The organism is Paenarthrobacter nitroguajacolicus, from assembly GCF_051027655.1.
Classification (GTDB): domain Bacteria; phylum Actinomycetota; class Actinomycetes; order Actinomycetales; family Micrococcaceae; genus Arthrobacter; species Arthrobacter nitroguajacolicus.
In genome coordinates, this window is record NZ_CP073234.1 from 496,862 (window position 1) to 515,353 (window position 18,492).

15 protein-coding genes are annotated in these 18,492 nt (G+C 62.2%); 5 read left to right on the top strand and 10 right to left on the bottom strand.

Annotated elements, in window-relative coordinates:
- Positions 1–43: 43 nt before the first annotated feature.
- The gene (locus KCX59_RS02615) at positions 44–2,671 is read right to left on the bottom strand and encodes a GH32 C-terminal domain-containing protein (protein WP_256871281.1); all 2,628 of its coding nucleotides are present in this window, start codon (positions 2,669–2,671) and stop codon (positions 44–46) included.
- Positions 2,672–2,928: 257 nt separating this feature from the next.
- On the opposite strand from KCX59_RS02615, the gene KCX59_RS02620 reads away from it, so the two are divergent.
- Positions 2,929–3,507, top strand: a complete 579-nt coding sequence (locus tag KCX59_RS02620; RefSeq protein WP_179016463.1) for a dihydrofolate reductase family protein — start codon at positions 2,929–2,931, stop codon at positions 3,505–3,507.
- Here the strand turns inward: KCX59_RS02620 and KCX59_RS02625 are convergent.
- On the bottom strand, positions 3,504–4,169 hold the full coding sequence (locus KCX59_RS02625) for a TenA family protein (RefSeq protein ID WP_179016462.1): 666 nt from the start codon (positions 4,167–4,169) through the stop codon (positions 3,504–3,506). The two genes, KCX59_RS02620 and KCX59_RS02625, sit on opposite strands and share 4 nt — an antisense overlap.
- Before the next feature lie 106 nt (positions 4,170–4,275).
- On the opposite strand from KCX59_RS02625, the gene KCX59_RS02630 reads away from it, so the two are divergent.
- Positions 4,276–5,151 (top strand): universal stress protein, encoded by an 876-nt coding sequence (locus KCX59_RS02630; protein ID WP_178993441.1) that lies wholly within the window; start codon positions 4,276–4,278, stop codon positions 5,149–5,151.
- A 63-nt stretch (positions 5,152–5,214) separates the two neighbouring features.
- Entirely contained in the window at positions 5,215–6,111 is an 897-nt protein-coding gene (locus KCX59_RS02635) for a helix-turn-helix transcriptional regulator (protein WP_179016461.1), read from the top strand.
- A gap of 58 nt (positions 6,112–6,169) precedes the next feature.
- Here the strand turns inward: KCX59_RS02635 and KCX59_RS02640 are convergent, their stop codons facing one another.
- Both KCX59_RS02640 and KCX59_RS02645 read right to left on the bottom strand, forming a co-directional pair.
- On the bottom strand, positions 6,170–6,658 hold the full coding sequence (locus tag KCX59_RS02640; protein ID WP_179016460.1) for a cyclophilin-like fold protein: 489 nt from the start codon (positions 6,656–6,658) through the stop codon (positions 6,170–6,172).
- On the bottom strand, positions 6,655–7,851 hold the full coding sequence (locus tag KCX59_RS02645) for an MFS transporter (RefSeq protein WP_179016459.1): 1,197 nt from the start codon (positions 7,849–7,851) through the stop codon (positions 6,655–6,657). Before KCX59_RS02645 ends, KCX59_RS02640 begins: the two co-directional genes overlap by 4 nt.
- 148 nt (positions 7,852–7,999) lie before the next feature.
- On the opposite strand from KCX59_RS02645, the gene KCX59_RS02650 reads away from it, so the two are divergent.
- Positions 8,000–9,370 carry an HNH endonuclease gene (locus KCX59_RS02650; RefSeq protein ID WP_434122612.1) on the top strand — a complete coding sequence of 457 codons (1,371 nt, stop codon included), beginning with the start codon at positions 8,000–8,002 and terminating at the stop codon, positions 9,368–9,370.
- A 17-nt stretch (positions 9,371–9,387) separates the two neighbouring features.
- Here the strand turns inward: KCX59_RS02650 and KCX59_RS02655 are convergent, their stop codons facing one another.
- Positions 9,388–9,897, bottom strand: coding sequence for a MarR family winged helix-turn-helix transcriptional regulator (locus tag KCX59_RS02655; RefSeq protein WP_179020019.1), 510 nt, complete (start codon positions 9,895–9,897; stop codon positions 9,388–9,390).
- Between the two features lie 42 nt (positions 9,898–9,939).
- Positions 9,940–11,658, bottom strand: coding sequence for an AMP-binding protein (locus KCX59_RS02660; protein ID WP_178992676.1), 1,719 nt, complete (start codon positions 11,656–11,658; stop codon positions 9,940–9,942).
- Positions 11,659–11,789: 131 nt separating this feature from the next.
- Here KCX59_RS02660 and KCX59_RS02665 point away from each other — a divergent pair, with 131 nt between their 5' ends.
- Positions 11,790–13,007, top strand: coding sequence for an acyl-CoA dehydrogenase family protein (locus KCX59_RS02665; protein WP_179020017.1), 1,218 nt, complete (start codon positions 11,790–11,792; stop codon positions 13,005–13,007).
- 65 nt (positions 13,008–13,072) lie between these two features.
- Here KCX59_RS02665 and KCX59_RS02670 read toward each other — a convergent pair whose 3' ends face one another.
- From KCX59_RS02670 to KCX59_RS02685, 4 genes are all read right to left on the bottom strand, one after another.
- Positions 13,073–14,650, bottom strand: a complete 1,578-nt coding sequence (locus tag KCX59_RS02670) for an APC family permease (RefSeq protein WP_178992678.1) — start codon at positions 14,648–14,650, stop codon at positions 13,073–13,075.
- A gap of 143 nt (positions 14,651–14,793) precedes the next feature.
- Entirely contained in the window at positions 14,794–16,449 is a 1,656-nt protein-coding gene (locus tag KCX59_RS02675; RefSeq protein ID WP_179020016.1) for a GMC family oxidoreductase, read from the bottom strand.
- Positions 16,450–17,961: an aldehyde dehydrogenase family protein gene (locus KCX59_RS02680; protein WP_179020014.1), complete on the bottom strand. Its 1,512-nt coding sequence runs from the start codon at positions 17,959–17,961 to the stop codon at positions 16,450–16,452.
- A 56-nt stretch (positions 17,962–18,017) separates the two neighbouring features.
- Positions 18,018–18,479 (bottom strand): hypothetical protein, encoded by a 462-nt coding sequence (locus KCX59_RS02685; protein WP_179020012.1) that lies wholly within the window; start codon positions 18,477–18,479, stop codon positions 18,018–18,020.
- Positions 18,480–18,492 lie beyond the last annotated feature (13 nt).

Below are 18,492 nucleotides of genomic sequence, written 5' to 3' on the forward strand. Positions count from 1 at the left end.
CGGCCGGCGAAAGCCGGCCGCCGTTCTTGCTACGGGCGGTGTGTTACTTCTTTCCGGGAAGGAACATTGATCCTTCCATGGGGGTCACAGTGAGGGACTTCAGCTGCGCTGTCCCACCTTCCGCGAAGAGCGCCATCTTGTCCGCTCCTGCGTTGGGAAATACTTGATCTGTAATGGTCCGGAGACCGTCGCCGGAGAATACTTCCACCGAAGAGCGATCTACATAAACCCGCAGGGTGACATTGCCCTTTTTGTCCAGGGTGACAGGGGCGTCCTCAATGGAGGCGAAGGTCGGGTGGAAAGTGGTGTTTCCCGAGTTTGTGCGATCAACGAACACCTTCCCGGTGGTGGAGTCGAAGCCGATCACGGTGGAGGAGGCTCCGTCACCCAGTACGGTGATTCCTGACTTTTTCGCCGTGCCTGGTGCGAAGGTGATGTCCACGCGCTGGACCTGGCCTGAAGCAGCCGCGGGCAGCGGGGTTGTTCCGGCCATGATGGCGCCGCCCTTCTTATCCGTGTAACTGGGCTTTGTCGCAAGCTTGTCCGCCTGCTTGACCACATTTTGGGCAAGGCGTGGTCCGTCGGGTGTTTGCGTCAACTGCACCTCTCGGGGCAGTGACATGGCGCTGCGCCAAGGGTTGGTGGGGATGTTGTTGGCGTAGTCCCAGTTGTTCATCCAGCCGAGCATGACTCGCTTGTTATCAGGCATGTTCGAGAAGGAAACGGCAGCGTAGTAGTCGCGTCCGTAGTCCAGCCAGTCATACGACTCGAGCCGGGACTTCGCAGCGGTGGAGCTGGCTGTGAACTCATCCGCGAGTATGTGGCCCCAGCCGAATCGGTTGTTATCCACAACCTTGATCTGTGCCTGCTGACCAACGAATTCCTTGACATCCCATGAAGCCCAATCCAAGGTTTCGCTGTCGTTGCCGGTGGCGGTACGGACCACTTGTCCGTTGACGACCAGGTTCACCGTTTCTTCATCGGACCTGGGAACAGCGGCACTGTCAGTGAGCATGACGTGGTCAAGGGTCAAGTGACCCCATCCGCCGGTTGCTTCGTCAAGGATCCGCAGCTGTGCGTTCTGCCCCGCGAACTCCGAAACGTCCCAGCCCTTCCAGTTCAGCAGCCCCGCGTTATCGCCTGACAGGGAGCGGACCACGTTGCCGTTGACGAGTAGCTGGACCGCCAGGGTCTGGCCGGAGTCCGCTGTACGGTAGCCGCCTCCAACCAGCATGGACATGAAGTCCTTTGTGATGGGGAATTCGGGGGAGGTCAGGGTGCCTTGGCGGTCATCTCCAGGCACGGCGCCGGTTTCGAATGTGTTGATTCGCTTAGCGCCAATGTAGTAGTCCCCGCCACTGGTGGCCGGCTGGAAATTGGGGGTGAGGTCGCCTGTCCCGGTCCAGCCGGCACTGGCCAGCGTTGTGCCTTCGGGAAGCTCGAAGCCATCAAACTTGAGTTCTCCCGGGGGCGGGGTGTTGTCCAGTTTGTCGGAGACATGGGGGTGCTTGCCGCCGCCGATCAGGAAGTTCAGGTAGTCGTCGGTCACGGTAAAGGTTGGTGACTGCATGGAACCCATCGGCCAGTCGCCGTCGTTGAATGAGTTGATCAGTCCTGTTCCGCCGAAGCCAGTCACCGGACTCTGGCCGGGGAGGGAACCTGCGGCGGGAGCGTCACCGAAAGGACCGTTCTTCCAGTTGCCTGGTTCGTTGTTTGTGGTCCACCCGTTGTAGGTTCCGTCGTTGAAGCCTGCCAGAACAGTGCCGGCAGGTGCCTCGGCCACTGGTTCGGTGGTCTCGGAGGTGAAAGTGGTGCCGTCGAAGTTACCCACGAAGTACTGTCCAGCCGAGCCTCCCGCGACTCCGCCGGGATTGATATTGACCACCATGACCCACTTGATGTTGTTCTTATCCCCATCCACGGCGAGCGGGAACAAATCAGGGCATTCCCACTGGCCGCCGGTCGCGTTGGCGGGCCCGAATTCGCTCAGGGCAGTCCAGTCCTTGAGATCGTCGGACTTGTAGAGGAGAACCTTGTGATCCTGTGATTCGACTGCGGTCATGACCCAGTAGCCACCGCCGGACGGGTTGTCGTACCAGAAAACCTTTGGGTCCCGGAAATTGGCTGAATTGCGGTTCAGCACAGGATTTCCTGAGTACTTCGTCCAAGTCTGGCCATCATCCAGGCTGTAGGCCAGGGACTGGGCCTGCAGGCCCCGGTGCGGGGAGGGCTCCTTATAGGCGCTGGTATAAATGGCCACCAGCGCGGGGTTTTCCTTCGTCCCGAAACCCGTGGTGTTGTCCTTATCAACCACGATGCTGCCGGAGAAGACATCTTCCTGCGCGTCGGTGGACAGGGCCAGGGGCTGCTCCTGCCAGTGCACCAAGTCCTTCGACGTCGCGTGGCCCCAAGACATGTTCCCCCACGTGTTGCCGGAGGGATTGTGTTGATAGAACAGGTGATAGACGCCTTTATGGAAAACCATCCCGTTGGGGTCGTTCATCCAGTTTTTCGCTGGCGTGTAGTGGTAAGCAGGTCGAAAGTCCTCGCTTCCCACTTCCGGTGCCGCAGACGCTGGTGCCATGCCGGCCATGATGCCCGAAAGTGTCAGGCCCGCCAGCGTCAACGCAGACGTCGCTGCCCGCATCCTGCTCATAGTGGATTTAGTCATTGTTCTCCTCGTTCGCCCTTCATCGCGCGCGCCCATCCCCATATAGACAACGTTGTCAACGAGAGAAAAGCTACGATAAGTCCAGCGGACAAGTCAACGGTTTTTCGAGCTAAGTGTAGGTCGATTCCAAAGTCCCAACCGATCGGACATCGTTGTCAGATGCAGTTTCGTCACGGATAAGGGGACGGCGAGGGGTTGTCGACTCATTCATGGCGGCGTAGGCTCCTGCGGGCCATCATCGGATCGAGGAGTCGCTCATGGGACAGCTGATCGTCCAGGATTTCGTTACCGCCGACGGATACGCCGCCGACACCAACAACGAGTTCAAAGCCTACGAACTGCTGGACGGGGGTACAGCCGAATTTGACCGTGCCCAACTCGAATGGCTCGGCAGCGTGGAAGCAATGGTTCTGGGCGCCAATACGTACAGGTACTTTGCTGAATACTGGCCTACCGACGCCTCCGAGGGCGAGATCATCGCTCCAGCCCTCAATGGCCTGAGACGCCACGTGTTTTCACGCCACCTGAAGGAGGCCCCTTGGGGCGACTTCCCGCCGTCGACCGTTGAATCCGGCGACGCGATCGAGGGCATCCGTCGCATCAAACGGGAGTCCGCAAAGGACATCGTTCTCTGGGGAAGCCTGTCGCTCGGCCAGACGTTCTTCGCCGCCGGGGAAGTGGACGCAGTCCGGCTTGTGGTGATGCCGCTGGGCCAGGGCTCAGGCAGGGGCGTGTTCCCGGCCGGACATGATCCTGCCCTGTTGAAGCTCGTGGACCTTAACATCTATGACCAAGGTTTGGTGGAGCTCAGCTACACGGTGCGGCAGCGGGGCTAAATCGCAGCGTCCGCCGGCATCAGCGCAGCGTCGAAGAACGCGCGCTCCAGCCGCACCGCTTCAGCGAAGGTGGCGGCTACGCGCTCGCGTGCAGCGGCGTCGGCAGGTTCGACGGCGTCGAACTCGTCGCGCAGCCAGGTCACCCATGCGTTGTACTCCGGATTGTTGTGGAGGCGGATCCACTCGGCATGCTTTGCATGGGCGGGCCATTCACTGGTGTCCCCGGCGCGGGCAGCCCAGTCTCCGTAGAGCCACTCAGCAACCAACAGCACTGCCAGGACTTCCGGGTAGGAGCGGGTAGCGAGGGCGCTGCGCATCAGGTTGTCGAAATCCCTGGTGGCAGATCCCAGCGCGGGTGCGGTTCGATCCGCCTCGGGGACGTCGAGTTCATTGAAGGAATCCTGGAAGTACGTGTTCTCGTCCGAAGCGAAAGCCCCGAGAACCCGGGCAAACACCAGCCGCGAAGGCAGCGAAGGTGCCGATGCGACAGCTTGGCCCAGGAGGGCGGTGAAGGCATCGCAGAACTGGTAATCCTGGACGAGGTAGCGGCGCAGGTTCTCGTCCGAAAGTGACCCGTCGAGCAGTTGGTCCACGAACGGATGGTTGACGGCGGCGTCCCAGTCCCCGGCAGTCTGGTTCTTGAGTTCATTGGCAAAGCCCACGGTTTTTCCTCCTGAGGTGTCAGCATCGGAGCCTAGCAGCGTACCGCTCCGTGGAGGCGGGCGTTACGCTATGGTGCCGGTCCCTGTGCCAGCGTAGGCTCGGGCCATGACGAACGAGCGCGCATCGAAGACGATCGTGGTTGGCTATGACGGATCCGAAGAATCACACCGCGCCGTCCAATGGGCCGCCAAGCACGCGATCCTGCGGGACTGTTCCCTCCACGTTGTGCACTGTTCCTTGTGGGTCCTGCTGTCCCACAACAGGGGTCCCGTTCCTGGTGTTGCCGATAGCGGACTGGAACGGGCCGCCCAAAAAGTCCTCGAAGAGGGGATGGCGCTCGCCAAAGAGACCGTACCCGAGCTGGAAGTGCACACCACTTTGCTGCATGGGATGCCACGCGATCATCTGGCCCACGTCTCAGTGGGTGCGGAGATGTTGGTACTCGGAAGCCGGGGACTTGGCGGGTTCATGGGCTTGCTGGTGGGCTCCGTGAGTTTGGAGATGGCAGCAACCGCAGAGTGCCCGGTGGCAGTGATCCGCGCAGATGACCACCCGGAGGGTCCAGTGCTGCTTGCAGTTGATGACTCCGGATCCCCGGCAGCCCTCGACGACGCCTGTCTTTTCGCGGCAGCAACAGGTGCCGACCTCATGATCGTCCACGTGCTGCACGAACCGGAGGGGTACCGACGGTTGCGCGAGCCTGTGGAAGCTTACCCGGACGCTGAAGCGATGCTTGACGCTGTGCTGAGCCGGGCACGCCACAAAGCGCCCGGAGTCACAGTGGCCGGCGAGTTGCTGGTTGATGCTTCATTCTCCCGGGCCGTAGTCAAGGCTTCTCAAGGGGCACGCCTCACGGTGGTGGGGACCAAAGGCCATGGCCTTATCAAAGGCACCATAGGCTCCACGGCGCACGCCGTGCTTCACCATGCCCACAGTCCCGTGTTGGTTTCACGTCGCAAGGCCACGTCCGAGGCCACGTAGCCGCCATTTGGAGGTCCTCGCAGGGACTCCCTCCCGCGACAGGCCGGATCTATGGTGGAGTCCATGGACAATCGGGCGGAAGTACGCGAATTTCTGATTTCCCGGCGGGCCCACGTGGCCCCGGAGCAGGTTGGGTTGCCCACGGGATCCAACCGGCGGGTCAAAGGGCTGCGCCGCAGCGAAGTGGCTACCCTTGCCGGGTTGAGCGTGGAGTATTACACCCGTTTGGAGCGGGGTGCCATCAGCGGCGCTTCACCACAAGTACTGGAGAGCATCGCCAGGGCGCTGAACCTGGATGACGCTGAGCGGGCACATCTGTTCGATCTCGCCCACGCGGCCAGTCCTGTTGCCAGACCGCCGCGGCGCCGGAATGCGAAATCGTACGTTCCCCATGAGAGCCTGCAGTGGGCGCTGGATGCTGTCACGGCCGGACCCGCTTTTGTCCGGAATGGTCGCATGGACCTGTTGGCGGTGAACCCTTTGGCCCGGGCGTTTTATAAGGATTGCTACGACATGCCGGGCCAGGCGCCCAACATCGCCAGATTCACGTTTCTGGATGATCGCGCGCATGAGTTCTACCCGGATTGGGACGCCTTTGCGGAGGTGACGGTTTCAATCCTTCGCACCGAGGCTGGACGCGATCCGCACAACAAGGAACTGCACGATCTTATTGGTGAACTGAGCACCCGCAGCGATGAGTTCCGCACACGCTGGGGTGCGCACAACGTCCGGCATCACGGAACGGGTTTCAAGACGTTCAATCATCCGATCGTGGGCGAGATGACACTCGCGTACGAGGGCTTGGAAATGGCCGCCGAACCCGGGCTGACCCTGACCATCTACGCGGCGGAACCCGGGTCGCCGTCGGCCGAGCGCCTTCAGTTGCTGTCCTCCTGGGCGGCCAGCGAATACGGACAGGGCGTCCAGCCTGCGTCCGAGAAGACACGGACGGACAGCTGACTGCAGGACAGCTGACGACGGCGGTGCTGCCGCACGCTTTATCGTCGATGCCGGTCGGTCATGGGCTGACTTCCACACGAACCTCCTGGTCCTCGAAGCGCGCAAGCTCGTCCGGCGTCGCGTTGTAGCGGCCCAAGTGGATGGTCTGGTCCGAGAAACCGATCCCCGAAGTGTTGTAGTAGAAACCGAGGTTTCCCCAGGGCACGAAGTAGATCAGGTCGCCATCCTGGGGGTCGGACCCGGGAGTCCCCTCGAATTGGAGGGGCCTGGGCAGGTCCGCGATCTTCTCCCGGCGGGCAAACTCTTCCATGGTGACGGTGAGTGGCAGCATGCTCAGAAAGTCCCGGGTAGCGGGGTTGTCTTCACCGATGGTCACGTCCAGAGATACCGAGCCGGCGCTGAAGCGGACTACGGTACCTACGACGCTGCCGGCAGCAGGGCTGGATGTCTCACTGGCCGACGTCGGGGTAGCTTCGCCGGTGGGAGATGGGCTGCAGCTAACCAGCGCAAACGTCAGCAGCAGTATTGCTGCAGTGCGGCGCTTCATGGCCGGGCACCTTCCTTACGATCCTTGAGCATCAACATTGTGAGCGGCGCGAAATAGAGCGCGGCAATGCCTGTCCCCACCAGCACAGGTCCCGTGGCTCCAAGCGCGGACTCCAGGGCGTAACCGGCGATCCACGATCCCACGGCCGTACCGAGGTTGAACGCTGAGGTGCTGAGCGCCGAGGCAAGGGTGGGCGCGTGGCCGGCATAACCAACGGCTTTGCCGATCAGAATCGGGTTGGTGGCCATCCCGAAGAGCCCTAGCAAGAAGATCAGGGCCACTGTCATCACGGCGAAGTGGGAGAACAGGGAAAGGGCACCCAGCACCAGGAACGTCATACCCGCCGAGATGAACAATGCCGGATAGGGGTGGTGTGCGCCGAAGTGACCTCCAAGATTGGAGCCGATGAACGCCCCCACGCCGTAGGCCACCAAAACCAACGGAACCACGGAAGCGGCCAGACCCGTGTTCTCAGTAAGCAGCGGAGAGATGAAGCTGTAGGCAGCCAAGGATGATCCGCACACGATCGCGCAGCCCGCCAGGACAAGCCAGACCCTGGCGTCACGCATGCTGGCAAGCTCTGCCCGCACGGAGGGAGTGGGCCCGGTTTCGGGGCTTGCCGGGACCAGCCGGTACACCACAACAGCCGCCGCCAGAGCAAGAACAGCCAAAGCCCAGAATGGGCCACGCCAGCCAATCACCTGGCCTGCGAAGGCCCCCAGCGGCACACCGACCACGTTGGCGAGCATGCCACCCCCCAGGACAACGCCCAGCGCCCGGGACGCCGAAGCCGCACCTGCAGCTTTAGCACCCACGACGGCGGCTACCGCCCAGAAAGCGCCAGTCGCCAGTGCCGTTACGAAACGAGCCACCAGGATCAGCGTGAAGTCGGAAGTAAGGGCAACAACCACATGGCCCAGAGCGAAGACAACCAGCGCGAGGCCCAGTGTCAGGCGCCGCGGCAGCTTAAGGGTCAGGATGGACATTGTGGGGGTGCCGACGATCATGCCCACCGCAAAGACCGTGATCATGAGGCCGGCACTTGCCACGGACACCCCAAGATCGCCCGCAATCTCAGGCAGAATCCCCGCCACAATGAACTCGGTTGTTCCCATGAGGAACACGCCCGCAGCTAGAACGTACGTCACCAGTGGCAAACGCCGGGTCTTGGTGGAGGAAATGGTTGTGGTCATGACTTCAGAACATCAGGTTTAGAGAGTGTCAGGGAGACCCGCTTGAGGGAGGTCCTCCGAGGGACTCCCTCGCTTGGCAAAAAAGGTCATCGGGCCCCATTGGGATCACTGGCGTTATATTGTCGGTGGCTGCTGCCAGAGTTAGGGCATGGAGCGGATTGGGGATAAGCCGGCGGGCGCGGTGGTGGCGCTTGGGCGCGCTCCCGTGGTTGCGGATGCTGTTCAGCGCGGCGCGGTTCCAGTCAGCATTGGCGCGGTTCCGGCCGGCACCATCAGTGGGGACCTGATTGAGCAGTTGCGGGTTTTGGAGGAGATGAAGTCGGCCATTACGGCTTTGCAGGCGCGGGTTGCTGTGGCTTTTGATCTTGCCCGGCGTGCCGAGCAGGCCGAGGCGGGTGTTCCTGTCTCGGAGCGTGGCAGTGGGGTGGGTGCTCAGGTGGCGTTGGCCCGGCGGGAGTCGCCGAATCGTGGGTCCCGGTTGCTGGGTTTGGCGAAGGCCCTTGTGCTGGAGATGCCGCGGACGTTGGCGGCTCTGAAGTCGGGGCAGTTGAATGAGTGGCGGGCCACGCTGCTGGTGAAGGAGACTGCGTGTTTGTCTGTTGAGGACCGGTGCGCTGTGGATGAGGAGCTCGCTCCCGATACCGGGACTTTTGAGGGGAAGGGCGATAAGGCGATTGTTGCGGCGGCGAAGGCTGCTGCGTATCGGCGGGATCCGCGGTCGGTGGTCGGGCGTGCGAGCCGTGCCGCCGCCGAGCGGATGGTGAGCTTGCGTCCGGCGCCGGACACCATGACGTACCTGACCGCCCTGCTGCCGGTCGCGCAAGGGGTGGCGGTTTACGCTGCTCTTTGCCGTGCTGCTGATTCGGCCCGTTCCAGCGGTGGTGCGGGCTCTGGTGTTGTCCGGACCCGTGGTCAGGTCATGGCCGATACCTTGGTCGAGCGCGTTACCGGTACACCTGGCGGGATTTCAGGGATCAATCTGGACCTTGTCATGACCGACCGCACCCTGTTCCAAGGCGACAGTGAACCGGCCCGGCTCAAGGGCTACGGAATAGTCCCGGCCGAATGGGGGAGGGAAATAGTCGGTTCGGGGCGAACCGGCAAAGATCACGCGGGAACGCTGGATGCAGAGTTCAGTGTCTGGCTTCGCCGGCTTTACACCGCGCCGGCCACGGGTGAGCTCCTGAGCATGGACTCCAAAGCCCGGCTCTTCCCGACGAGGCTTCGGCGTTTCATTGAAACCCGCGACGATACCTGCCGGATGCCGTACTGTGATGCGCCCATCCGGCATATCGACCATGTGGTTCCTTGGCGTTCCGGAGGGAAAACGAACCTCGCCAACGGTGCAGGTCTGTGCGAGGCGTGCAACCACACCAAGGAAAACCCCGGCTGGACCAGCAAAACCGTCCATGCCGGCGTGCACGGGGGTACGCACACCCTGGAAATCAGCACCCCCACCGGACACAGCTATCAATCGAAAGCCCCACCCTTACCCGGACACCGCCCCTCCAGAACATAGAAAGCTCGTTTGACGTCTTAGTCCTCCGTGAAATCTCCGGCATCCCTGCGGAAAGTGCCCAAGACGCGGATGAGGTGATCGACGTCGTCGGCGCCGAAGCCGGACTTGCCAAAAACCTCGGCGTTGAGGGCCGCCGTCGCTTTTTTGGCGAGGGTGCGTCCCTCTGCGGTCAGCTCGATCAGGGTGGTGCGCCCGTCCGTTGGGTGCGGGGAACGGGCCACCAGAGCGGCTTTCTCCAAGCGGTCGACGGCGTTGGTCACCGAGGTGGGATGGACCTGAAGGAGCGCGCTGGCTTTGTTCATGGGCAGCGCGCCGCTGCGTGCGAAACTCAGCAACGCCAGCAGTTCGTATCGCGCGAACGTCAGCCCGAAGGGCTTGAGCACCGTTTCGATGCGCGCCAGGAGGATCTGCTGTGTGCGCATGATTGCGGTGATGGCAGCCATGGGCGCAGCGACATCGCCCCAACCATGCCGTTCCCAGTTTCGTTGGGCATCGGCGATGGGGTCGCGGGGGAGTGGCGTGCCCATAGGCCTCCTTCGGTTGCCGGAATAGCTTGGTGTACTGGTTGGCTAGTCTTTCAGATTCGGGAACTCTTCCTCGGTGTATTCGACGCCCAAACCTGCGGGCAGCGGGCCGTCGCCGTGCCGGGCGACTTCCGTCCCACGCAGCTCCACCCGCCTGATCTTGCCGGAAATCGTCTTGGGCAGCTCCCCAAATTCGAGCCGCCGGATGCGCTTGAACGGCGCCAAATGCTCACGGCAGTACCTGAGAATGTCCTCTGCGACCGCCGGGCCGGCTTCATAGCCGGCAGCCAACACCACAAACGCCTTGGGCACCGACAGCTTTACAGCGTCAGGCGAAGGTACGACGGCGGCCTCCGCCACAGCCGGGTGTTCGATCAGGACGCTCTCGAGTTCAAAAGGCGACAATCGATAGTCGGAGGACTTGAAGACGTCGTCATCCCGGCCGACGTAAGTAATGACGCCGTCGGAATCCCGGCTCGCCATGTCGCCCGTGTGATAGTAGCCATCGCGGAAGGCTTCGGCCGTCTTGGCTTCGTCGCCAAAGTAGCTCTTCATGAGCCCCACGGGACGGGGGTCCAAGCGCAAGCAGAGTTCGCCGTCGTCGGATTCCTGCCCGGTGAGCGGGTCCACCAGGACCACGTCGTATCCCGGCAGCGGCCGTCCCATGGAGCCGATTTTCACCGGCTGCGCGGGCGTGTTGGCGATCTGGACCGTGGATTCGGTTTGGCCGAAGCCGTCCCGGATGGTGACTCCCCAGGCTTCCTCCACCTGGCCGATAACTTCGGCGTTGAGTGGTTCGCCGGCAGAGACCACCTTGAGTGGCGGGGTGGTGAGTTGGGTGAGGTCGGCCTGGATGAGCATGCGCCAGACAGTGGGCGGGGCGCAGAAACTCGTGACGCCTTCGCGGCCCATCTGTTCCATGAGGGCCGCAGCGTCGAAGCGTTGGTAGTTGTAAATGAAGACTGTGGCTTCCGCGATCCACGGCGTGAAGACGTTGGACCAGGCATGTTTGGCCCAGCCCGGGGATGCCACGTTCAGGTGGACATCGCCCGGTTCCAGGCCGATCCAGTACATAGTGGACAAGTGGCCCACAGGATAGGACGTGTGCGTGTGCTCCACGAGTTTCGCCCGTGAGGTGGTGCCGGACGTGAAGTAAAGCAGCAGTGTCTCGTCGGCGCGAGTGGGCGCATCGGGCGTGAAGTCCGTACCGGCGTCGTACGAATCCGAGTACTGCTTAGCGTCCGCGTTGGTGCTCCCTGAGCCGACCTCAATCAGTGTGTAATCGCCCTCGACATCGGAGAATTTGCCGATGTTGGCGCTTCCTGCAGCCACCCAGGTGGCCCCGCCTCGCTCCACCCGGTCCTGGAGATCGCGGGCGCCCATGAGCGTGGTGGTGGGGATCATGACGATGCCCAGCTTGATGCCTGCCAGCATGAGTTCCCACAGCTCAACCTGGTTGCCGAGCATGATGATCATGTGGTCGCCGCGCTTGACGCCTTGGTCCCGGAGCCAGTTGGCGAGTTGGGAGGACCTCCGGGAGAGGTCCTTGAAGGTGCGCCGGGTTGAACTGCCGTCCTGTTCCACGATGACCAGCGCGGGCTGGCGGCCCCTGGTTTCGTCGGCGGCGATCTGGTCGAACCAGTCGAGTGCGAAGTTGAACTCCTCAAAGCGGGGCCATTGGAATTCTGCGTGTGCCTGCTTGTAGTCGTCGCGCAGCTCCAGGAGCCGATCGCGGGCCGCACGGAAGTCTTCTGTGACTGTCATAGTCCGCCTTTCGCCTTCGGGTTCCCGGCACCATCGCCGGGCTTCCCGCCTAGTGATCCACATCACCTTGCAATATACTAGGACATCCAAGGGTTTGGAAGAGCCCATGCGGGACATGACGAAGGGGTCTAATGCTCGACGAAAAAGCTGCTGGCACCGTTACCAGCGGTGCGGCACCAGAACGCGTCCTGCCTCCTTATCCGGAGGCGGACTTGATGCACGTCATTGACCTGCTCCCAGCTGGGGAGCGTGCACGGTATCTCGAGATCAGGGAGTTCCTGCAAACCCGGATCCGGGCTGCGAGCATCGACTATTGGAACCGGGAAGAATTTCCGTTCGGGCTGCTGGCTGACATGGCCAAGTTCGGGCTGGGTGGGCTGCAGACGGACGGCTCCTCAAAGCTGTTCAAGGGCCTCATGTACACCGAGGTCGCGCGGGCGGATGTGTCCCTTTCAGCGCTGGTGGGCATCCACAATGAGCTCATTGTCGGCATGATTGACGAGCTCGGTTCCCCTGAACAGAAACGCAAATGGCTGCCTGGGCTCGAGGCTTTCAGCCAACTGGGTGCCTTCGCGCTGACAGAACCGGATCACGGATCGGACATCGCCGGAGGACTCTCGACGACGGCGCGACGCGACGGCGGCGATTGGGTCATCAACGGTGCCAAGCGCTGGATAGGGGCCGGCACGATTGCCGACTTTGCCCTCGTTTGGGCTCGCGACGAGGCTGACGGACACATCAAGGGCTTCATCGTCGAGACGGACCGCCCCGGCTACTCAGCCACCAAGATCTCCAACAAGATCGGCCTGCGCATCATGCAGAATGCGGACATCGTGTTGGACGAGGTGCGCATTCCTTTGGAAAACCTCCTGCCGGGTGCCACGGAGTTTTCCCGCGCTAATGACCTCTTGCGTGATTCCCGGGCATGGGTGGGCTGGCAAGCTGCGGGAATTCAATTGGCCGCCTTTGATATCGCCCGTTCATACGCTTTGGAGCGCCGGCAGTTCGGCAAAGAGCTGGCCCGCTTCCAGCTGGTGCAGCAGCAGCTCGCCGACATTCTGGGCAATGCCAACGCTTCACTGTCCATGATGGTTGAACTCGCCCGGATCCAGCAGGCCGGGAAGCTCGAAATGGTGCAGGCTGCCATGTGCAAAGCCACCACTACCCGGCTCGCCCGTTCGTCCGTTGCCATGGGCCGTTCCTTGTTGGGCGGGAACGGGATCACCACCGACTACGAGATGGCCAAGCTCTTCGGCGACGCAGAGATTCTGTACACGTACGAAGGCAGCTACGAGATCAACTCCATGATCGTGGCCCGTGCGGTGACGGGGAAGTCGGCGTTCGTCTGAGCATCCCTTCGCCGGTTGAACGTCGGCGAAGGGATGCTCGTTGGAAGTGAGAGAAAGCCCTGTGGCTAGGAGCTTTGAGCTACCACTTGGGGGGACTCCTCAGGCGTGACCAGGGCTGCGTGCTCGGCCAGGACTCCTGTCCGATGCCTGATACGGAGGCGGTAGAGGAGCGTTCCGCCGATGATGACCGCTGCGACAAAGATGACGCCACCCCATTGCAGGTACCACTCGAAGGGCGGAACTGAGTTGTAGATCTCCGGCCGCGGCCACACGAGGTTCAACGTCATCGCGCCGCCCCACAGCACGGCCAGGATGTTCACGGGGAGCCCCCATTTGCCGAGGCTGAATCCCGGTTCTGATCCGTCGTCCTGCAAGGGCCACTTCTTCAGGAACCGGCGCCGCAGCAAGGGCACTGTCACCAGCAGGTAGGACAGGTAGATCAGGACGATGCTGATGCTGGACAGAATGGTGAAGATGGCTGGCTGCGAGATGTTGACGATCAGCGGAATCACTGCCACCACGCCAATAACGATGGCAGCCACTGTGGGGGTTTTACGGGTGGGGTGCACCTTGCTGAGCTGACGGCTGAAGGGAAGGTTGTTGTCCCTGGCCATGGCAAACATCATCCGGATAGCCGCTGCATGAACGGCCAGAGTACAGACCACTACAGCTACGACGATGCACGCCAGGAACGCCTTGCCGAACGGGCCACCCAGCACCGACAACACAATGTACTGCAGCCCGCCATCGGCGGCTCCGAGCTTGGGGTCGGAAAGATCGGGGGCGGCCAGGATTCCGCCCAGAAGGAGCAGACCACCCAGGAGGAAGGATGCCGTGACGGCGCGCAGGATCGCCCTGGGAGCTGTGCGCTTCGGGTCCTTGGTCTCTTCGCCCAAGGAACTTGCGGTGTCGAATCCGTACATGACGTAGCCGGAAGCCATAGCGGCGATGAGGAACACTCCGAAGAAGCCCAAGGGATGCTCTTCACCGAATCCAGCCGTGTCCAGGAGGACTTCCGGTCCGCGGACGGAATGCCAGATGAGTGCCGCAATGAGCAGGACGGCCGCAACGAGTTCCACGAACACGCCCACGCTGTTGATCATGGTCATGAGTTTCACGCCGAACGCGTTGATGAGCGTGGAAATGCCGATCATGATACTGGCCAGGACGACCCCGTTGACGGCGAAGTCGTAAGGACCTGTTCCGTCGCCTACCAGTTGGAAACCGCTCCAGATCTGCGGCAAGGTGATTTGGAGGGCCAAGGCCACGGACCCCAAGGCCATGATCGAGGACAGCAGCAGCAACCAGCCCGCCAACCAGGCCCATGTTCCTGTCGAGAGCCTTTTTGCCCAGTTGTACACGGATCCGGCCACGGGGTAGCGTCCGGCCAGTTCCGCAAAGCATAGGGCTACCATGAGTTGGCCGACGAAGACGATGGGCCACGACCAGGCGTAGGCGGGTCCCGCCGTCGAAAATCCAAAGTAAAACAATTGAAAAACGCCGGTGAGAATGGAGATGTAACTGACGCCGGCCGCGAAGCTGGCAAACTTACCGATGCTGCGATCAAGGGTTTGGGCATAGCCAAACTCGTCCATGCCGCTTGCATCGCTCTTGCAGGGTCCTATTTTGCTGGGTTCTAACATTCGAACTCCTAATTCAGACATGCACGAATGGTGATTACCTGCGGCCGCCGTTGGACGCAGTCGAAATCAAAGGCCGGGCACCACGATGTGCCTCGGGCTGTTCCCCCATTGTTTGTTGCGTGGGTCTAAAAGCAGGTGCCTGTTCAGGCGAGGGACAAGCTGAAGTCGGCTTCCGCCGTCGTGGTTTCCTCCATCCGGTTGGTTCGGACGAGGTCAGACTTAATGAGGTCGGCGCAACGTTCGCCAATCATCATCACTGTGATGTTGGGGTTCACAGTGACGTGTTCCGGCATGACGGAGGCATCGGCCACGCGCAGCCCGGTGACGCCCTTGACCCGCAGCTCGGGATCCAGGGGTGACATGTCGTCATCCACTGGTCCCATACGGACTGTGCCGACCGGGTGGTAGACGGTGTTGTGCGTTTTGCGGATGTAATCCTGCAGTTCCTCGTCGCTCTGTGCCTCAATTCCAGGAGAGAGTTCCCGGCCGGTCCATTCAGCCATGGCTGGTTGCGCGGCAATTTCCCGGGCTTTCCGGATGCCGGCCACCATGACACGCATGTCGTGCCCTTCAGGATCGGTGAAGTACCGGGGGTCCACCATGGGCTTGTCGCGGAAGTCCCGACTACGCAGCCGGACCGTCCCGCGGGAACGGGCATGCGTGACGTTCGGTGTGAGGCTGAAGCCGTTCTCCGTAGTGGGGTAGCCGTACCGCAGGGTGTTCATGTCGAAGGGCACGGAGCCATAGTGCATCATCAGGTCCGGGCGGTCGAGGCCCGGCTCGGTGGGGGTGAAGATGCCGATCTCCCACCACTGGGTGGAGGTCTGCACCATGGGCTGCTTGGCCTCGAACTGCACCACGCCTTCCGGGTGGTCCTGGAGGTGCTCGCCGACGCCGGGGGAATCCACCAGTACCTCGATGCCATGCGCCGCCAGATGTGCAGCCGGGCCTATGCCGGAAAGCATGAGGAGCTTGGGGGAGTCGATGGCGCCAGTAGACAGGATGACCTCGCGACGCGCCGCGAGCCTGTGCGTCCGGCCGAAGGCCGAGTCCACAACGTCGACGCCGGTGCAGCGCTTGTCAGCGTCGAACACCAGTTGGCGTGCCCGCAGGCCGGTCAGCAGCGTGAAGTTTTCGCGATCGACGATGGGGTGGATATAGGAGACAGAACTGGAGGAACGCGTGCCGTCCGAGCGGCGGTTGATCTGGAAGAAATTAGCGCCGTTGATCACGGTGGTGCCGTTATTGAACTTTGCGCGGGGGATGCCGGTCTGCTCGCAGGCATCAAGGAGAGCGACTCCGGCGGGATCGTTCGGGGGAACGTTCATCAAGTGCACAGGACCGGAATCGCCATGATGGGGAGCATCCGGGCCGGCGTCCTCATTGGTTTCCAGGCGCTTGTATAAAGGCCATGCGGCAGCAGCGTTCCAGCCGGTGGCGCCGTACTTTGACTCCCACTCATCCAGGTCTTCGCGGGGAGCCCAAAAGGCGATGCAGGAGTTGTGGCTGGAGCAGCCACCCATCACCTTGGCGCGGGCGTGACGCATGAAGGAGTTGCCGTTTTCCTGCGGTTCCACCGGGTAGTCCCAGTCGTAGCCGGATTCCAGCAGCTCCATCCAGCGGTCCAGCTGCAGGATCTCCGGCAGGTTCCGGTCATCAGGTCCGGCTTCCACCAAGGCAACGGTGACGGCAGGGTCTTCGCTCAGCCGGGCGGCGACGGCGGCTCCTGCAGATCCTCCGCCGATGATGACGTAATCGAACCCGCGCTCGCTGAGGTCCTCAATGTTGTCAACGTGCATCTATTTCTCCTTGCCGTGGTCTGCGAACCAGCCGGTCACCTGGGGGCTGGTGTTTTGGTAGATGTGCTTGGCTTCCTGGTATTCACCCAATCCGGTGGGCCCGAGCTCGCGGCCTACGCCGGACTGGCCGAAGCCGCCCCACTCGGCCTGGGGAAGGTAGGGGTGGTAGTCGTTGATCCAGACCGTGCCGTGCCGCAAACGGCCCGCTACCCGCTGGGCCTTGCCGGCATCCTGGGTCCAGACGGCACCGGCCAATCCGTAGATGGTGTCGTTGGCGGTGGCTACGGCTTCGTCCTCAGTGCGGAAGGTTTCCACTGTTACTACCGGGCCAAAGGCTTCGTCGATGACTACCGACATTCCCCTTTGGACGCGGTCCAGGACGGTCGGCTGGTAGTAGAAGCCGGCGTCGAACTTCTCGCCTTCAGGTGCCGCGCCGCCGCACCGCAGCCGTGCGCCTTCGGCCACGCCACGCTGGATGTAGGCGTCCACTTTCTCCCGGTGGGCCGCGGAGATCAGCGGTCCGGTTTCGGCGGACTCATCGAAGGGACCTCCGAGGCGAATGTCCTGTGCCTTACGGACCAGTTCGTCAACGAAGCGTTCGGCGATGGATTCCTCCACCACCAGCCGCGCCCCGGCGGAGCAGACCTGTCCTGAATGCACAAAGGCACCGTTCAGCGCATTGTCGACGGCGGCGTCGAAGTCAGCGTCAGCGAACACGACGTTGGGGTTCTTGCCGCCAAGCTCCAGCGCCACCTTTTTCACGGTGCCGGCTGCGGCTGCGGCAATGCGCTTGCCGGTTTCCAATCCGCCGGTGAAGGAGACCAGATCAATGTCGGGGTGCTCCGAAAGGGGTGCGCCAGCCTGGGCTCCCGGGCCCGTCACGAGGTTGGCGACGCCGTCCGGCAGGCCAAGGTCCTTCAGCAACTGCATGGCAAGGATCGCCGTGGACGGGGTCAGCTCGGCGGGCTTGAGGACGAAGGTGCAGCCAGCGGCCAGGGCGGGCGCGATCTTCCACGCCGCCTGCAGCAGCGGGTAGTTCCATGGCGTGATCAAGCCGCAGACGCCTACCGGCTCGTAGACTATTTTGCTCACGACGGCGGGGTCCCCGGCGTCGACCACCCGGCCGGCAGACTGCCCGGCGAGACGCCCGAAGTATTCGAAGCAGGCGGCGATGTCGTCGATGTCGATGCGGCTTTCAATGATGCGCTTGCCGGTGTCCAGGGATTCGGCGCGGGCGAACTTCTCCCGGCGTTCGCGCAGTTCCGCTGCGACTTTGAGCAGGAACGCGCCGCGCTCGGGGGCCGGGACTGAAGACCAGACGCCGGAGTCGAAGGCGGCGCGAGCTGCGGAAATGGCGCGCTCGGCGTCTTCACGGCCGGCTTCGGACACCGTGGCGACCAGCTCGCCGTCGGCCGGGTTACGGATTTCGCGCACTGCGCCGGAAGCAGCCGGCTCCCACGCACCGTTGATGAAAAGAGTGGAGGCGGAATCGGAAAATGTGGCTTGGGTCATACGAAGCAGGCTAGTGCATCTTGAACATCTGTTCAAGGAAAATTATGAACAGATGTTCAAAAAGGGTGGATATTAAGCGGTGCCCGATTGATGAATGCGACATTGACGATGTGGTCGCCGCCGGCTTCCTTTGTGTTCTGGAAAATCACCTGATAGGGCGTTCTGCCGATCAGCAACGCTATCCCGTCGGGGGCTCTGTCGGGCGATTTGGCTACATCGAGGAGCATGCGCCGGAAATGCGGATTATGTTCTACTTGCCCTCGGATCCCGGATCTATCAAAGGATGCCAGGGTAGACAGCCACACGGTTCCGTCGGCCTCGGTTACTCCATGAGCGGGGTAGACGACGCGGCCTGTTTCGGTGGTGAATCCCGAGTCGCCAAGCGCTATTTTGAACCGCGCGCACCATGTAGTGAAGTGTCTTTCCAGCATGCGTTCGGGGTCTGCCGTGACGACGCTCCTGAAGAAGTCGCACTGATTCCTAGTGGCGGGGCCTGCCGTCGGAATGGCCGTTGCCATCTCTGACTGAAAG

What these genes read in the sequence shown, in the direction of transcription:
- KCX59_RS02645 (WP_179016459.1), bottom strand. Translation starts at nt 7,851, where the DNA reads ATGACCACAACCATTTCCTCCACCAAGACCCGGCGTTTGCCACTGGTG.
- KCX59_RS02640 (WP_179016460.1), bottom strand. Translation starts at nt 6,658, where the DNA reads ATGAAGCGCCGCACTGCAGCAATACTGCTGCTGACGTTTGCGCTGGTT.
- KCX59_RS02615 (WP_256871281.1), bottom strand. Translation starts at nt 2,671, where the DNA reads ATGACTAAATCCACTATGAGCAGGATGCGGGCAGCGACGTCTGCGTTG.
- KCX59_RS02655 (WP_179020019.1), bottom strand. Translation starts at nt 9,897, where the DNA reads ATGGGCACGCCACTCCCCCGCGACCCCATCGCCGATGCCCAACGAAAC.
- KCX59_RS02620 (WP_179016463.1), top strand. Translation starts at nt 2,929, where the DNA reads ATGGGACAGCTGATCGTCCAGGATTTCGTTACCGCCGACGGATACGCC.
- KCX59_RS02665 (WP_179020017.1), top strand. Translation starts at nt 11,790, where the DNA reads ATGCTCGACGAAAAAGCTGCTGGCACCGTTACCAGCGGTGCGGCACCA.
- KCX59_RS02670 (WP_178992678.1), bottom strand. Translation starts at nt 14,650, where the DNA reads ATGTTAGAACCCAGCAAAATAGGACCCTGCAAGAGCGATGCAAGCGGC.
- KCX59_RS02660 (WP_178992676.1), bottom strand. Translation starts at nt 11,658, where the DNA reads ATGACAGTCACAGAAGACTTCCGTGCGGCCCGCGATCGGCTCCTGGAG.
- KCX59_RS02630 (WP_178993441.1), top strand. Translation starts at nt 4,276, where the DNA reads ATGACGAACGAGCGCGCATCGAAGACGATCGTGGTTGGCTATGACGGA.
- KCX59_RS02675 (WP_179020016.1), bottom strand. Translation starts at nt 16,449, where the DNA reads ATGCACGTTGACAACATTGAGGACCTCAGCGAGCGCGGGTTCGATTAC.
- KCX59_RS02680 (WP_179020014.1), bottom strand. Translation starts at nt 17,961, where the DNA reads ATGACCCAAGCCACATTTTCCGATTCCGCCTCCACTCTTTTCATCAAC.
- KCX59_RS02685 (WP_179020012.1), bottom strand. Translation starts at nt 18,479, where the DNA reads ATGGCAACGGCCATTCCGACGGCAGGCCCCGCCACTAGGAATCAGTGC.
- KCX59_RS02650 (WP_434122612.1), top strand. Translation starts at nt 8,000, where the DNA reads ATGGAGCGGATTGGGGATAAGCCGGCGGGCGCGGTGGTGGCGCTTGGG.
- KCX59_RS02635 (WP_179016461.1), top strand. Translation starts at nt 5,215, where the DNA reads ATGGACAATCGGGCGGAAGTACGCGAATTTCTGATTTCCCGGCGGGCC.